Annotated in this window: 4 protein-coding genes; all 4 read left to right on the forward strand. The window is 38.6% G+C overall.

Going from position 1 to position 2,881, the window contains the following annotated elements:
• Positions 1-236: hypothetical protein (locus GQR47_RS20395; protein ID WP_206016216.1), on the forward strand; the 236-nt coding region annotated here is incomplete at its 5' end.
• A gap of 138 nt (positions 237-374) precedes the next feature.
• Positions 375-1,685 (forward strand): protein rep, encoded by a 1,311-nt coding sequence (locus GQR47_RS20000; RefSeq protein WP_165724395.1) that lies wholly within the window; start codon positions 375-377, stop codon positions 1,683-1,685.
• A gap of 91 nt (positions 1,686-1,776) precedes the next feature.
• The gene (locus GQR47_RS20005; RefSeq protein ID WP_138542843.1) at positions 1,777-2,055 is read left to right on the forward strand and encodes a hypothetical protein; all 279 of its coding nucleotides are present in this window, start codon (positions 1,777-1,779) and stop codon (positions 2,053-2,055) included.
• 281 nt (positions 2,056-2,336) lie between these two features.
• Positions 2,337-2,738 carry a hypothetical protein gene (locus GQR47_RS20010; protein ID WP_165724396.1) on the forward strand — a complete coding sequence of 134 codons (402 nt, stop codon included), beginning with the start codon at positions 2,337-2,339 and terminating at the stop codon, positions 2,736-2,738.
• Positions 2,739-2,881: the final 143 nt, after the last annotated feature.

Here is a 2,881-nt window from a genome sequence, read left to right on the forward strand (position 1 = left end):
AAGGTGTTAAGGACGAAAAGGAATACGGTGGCCAAGACAAAATTCAGATACTGGGTGAAGTAGTTCTCCAGAACGGCGAAAGCAGAAACGATCTTATAACTTTAACAACTCATGACAAACAATTGTTCGAAGGGCTTAAGGGTAAATCTATTCGGGTACCGGTATCGGTTTTTGCAAATGGTAAATCTATTACTTACTTCATTCCAAAAGGCTCTAAGCCTACGGCTGCACACTAAAAACATAGACCCCCAAAAGAGAGAGAGACAGGCAAAAGCTTGCCTTTGCCGTCCTCACTCTTGGGGGTTTTTTGCAAGCTCTGCTTGCCTTACTTGATACATAGAAATAAAGTGTGGATATTAAGGATAAAATAACAAATGACAGACATAAAAAAACCCTCACTAGATTCAGCTTTGGCGGGCGACTCTAGCAAGGGCTTCAACGAAATATGTAATTTCTCTGGTAGAGTGCAACGCTACAGCGAAGCAAAGTCCAGACAATTACAGATATTAAACCATGTTCGTGGTTTAAGCCAAGGGGAAAAAGCAAATTTTCAACTTCATTCCCTTTTGAATTTCGAGAAGCTACAAAGCCAACTGTGTAGTTGTGGTAATTATCTGGTTTTTCACCAGTACCACACTGTGGGACAAGTGCGTCTTGCAAAAGCTAGTTTCTGTAAGAATCACTTAATGTGCCAACTGTGCGCCATCAGGCGTGGCGCTAAGCAAGTTCAGGGGTATTTAGGTAAGTATGAGCAGGTTGTAGCTAAAAACACCGCCTTACGCCCTTACATGCTCACTTTAACGGTTAAAAATGGTGAGTCATTACCAGAACGTTTTGATCATCTTCAAAACTCTGTGAGAAAACTCTTACAGCGTAGACGTGATTTCGTAAGCAAAGGCCTTGGCAAAACTCAACTTGGTAAGTCTGACGGTGGTGTATTTAGTTATGAATTAACTAAAAGTAAATCTGGCTGGCATCCACATTGTCACATGGTTGTTATGCTTGACCCTGAAAATCCGATTGATTTCCCTTTCAATATTCGTCCCGTTCTTCATAAACCTGATGTCTGGTCTAAACTTTCTCCCCAGGTTAAGAAAAACGAAATAGCTCTATGGAAAAAATATACTGATGCTGTCCAAGAAACAGAGCTTTGCAAAGAGTGGCAAAAGATTACAGGCGATAGCAAAATCGTAGATGTAAGGCCTATCGAGGGCGACCCCGCTCAAGGTTTTGTAGAAGTATTTAAATATGCACTTAAGTTTTCAGATTTAAAGCCTAAAGAAAATATAGAAGCTTATTCTTACCTTAAGGGAAAAAGGTTAACTGGTAGCTTTGGATGTTTTTGGGGTGTAAAAATCCCTGAAAAAATGACCGATGATCTTTTAGAGGATCTCCCTTACATAGAACTTTTCTATAAATACACTAAGGCGGGTTACTCTCTCCAGTCGGCCACTCCTAAGTCTGAAAAAAGTTACAGTAATCAAGATAAGGAAATTTTAAGTCGCATTGGCTCAGGTTCTTCACCTTTGCCTAAGATTAATAGTGTTTTTAATAATCATGGTTTTTTAAATTCTATAATTCAAACTGTAGCCGATATTCATAACGACCCTAATTTTAAGGGTTCAAGGGAGGGGCCCGTTTCACGGGAAGGTGACTTTGAACTTTTAAAATTAAAGGAGAGTTGAAAAGTTAGTCAATAAGTGATCTGATAGGCATGTCAGGTAGAGCGGTAACTCTTACCTGACACTAACACAAACAACTGAATTGGAGTTATTCATGTCTAAGCAAGATACTAACAATGTTGATCTAATTACTACAGCCGAAAATATAGAAAATCTATTAACTGCCCTTATTGGCCTATCCGCATTCCATAAAACAGACGACTCAATTAACGAATTAATATCCCTATTAGTTTCAGAGTCTGAAAACTTAAGTTCAATAATTTCACTTTCTAAAGCTATTCCCCAACAGGTAATTGATATGGGTTTATTAAACGGCTTGCCGTTTAATGTAAGGCCTAACTTCAAGGTTAATTTGGAAATCACAAGCCAATAGGCCGAAGCCCGCGAAGCGGTAGAATATTAAATTTGGAAAACAGAACCCCGAGCGCAGCGCGCTCCCCTGATAAACCTAGCTGAATTACCGTTCAACTCATCCGTTCAGGTTTTCCGTGTGCAATATTCCAATCGCCAATCCCAATAAGCACTCTAGGTTAGAACGATAGTGCAACCTAGAGTGCAAAACCTATTACTTATGATACAAAACTTTACTTTTATTAAAATCTGAATTAGATTCTCATGTGACGTAACTAGAATCTAATTTAATAGGACTGTATTATGAAATCACTAAACCAACTAGCGTCAAAGATTATTGATGATTTATATGTTGAGGAAGCTATGAAAAATAACCCACCTGAAGAAACCCCTTATCACAAACGTAAAATGTCGTTAACAGCGCCAATTACGACAGTTTTTATGTTTGATGCTATCGCTGCTCGTTTTGGTAAAACTCGAATTGAATTATTAGAGCCTGCTTTAGAGTTATATGCTGAACAGCTTTTCCTTTCTCTTTCTGATGCAGACAGAAATTCTTTATCTGTAGAAGTCGATTCTTTGATTACCGAGAATTTACCAGAAGGCATTCAAATGCAAGTTGTCAATTCTGCTGGTTCTTTCGAGAACGAATGTGCTGAATGGCGTGGTCTAAACGCATCTTTCAAAAGTTTTAATAAGGAATAATTATGAGCATGTTGACTCTATCAGGCCAATTAATAAATATTTTTGAAAGTCCAAAAGGTGTTAAGGACGAAAAGGAATACGGTGGCCAAGACAAAATTCAGATACTGGGTGAAGTAGTTCTCCAGAACGGCGAAAGCAGAAAC

Source organism: Pseudoalteromonas sp. Z1A2, assembly GCF_011378755.1.
GTDB lineage: Bacteria > Pseudomonadota > Gammaproteobacteria > Enterobacterales > Alteromonadaceae > Pseudoalteromonas > Pseudoalteromonas distincta.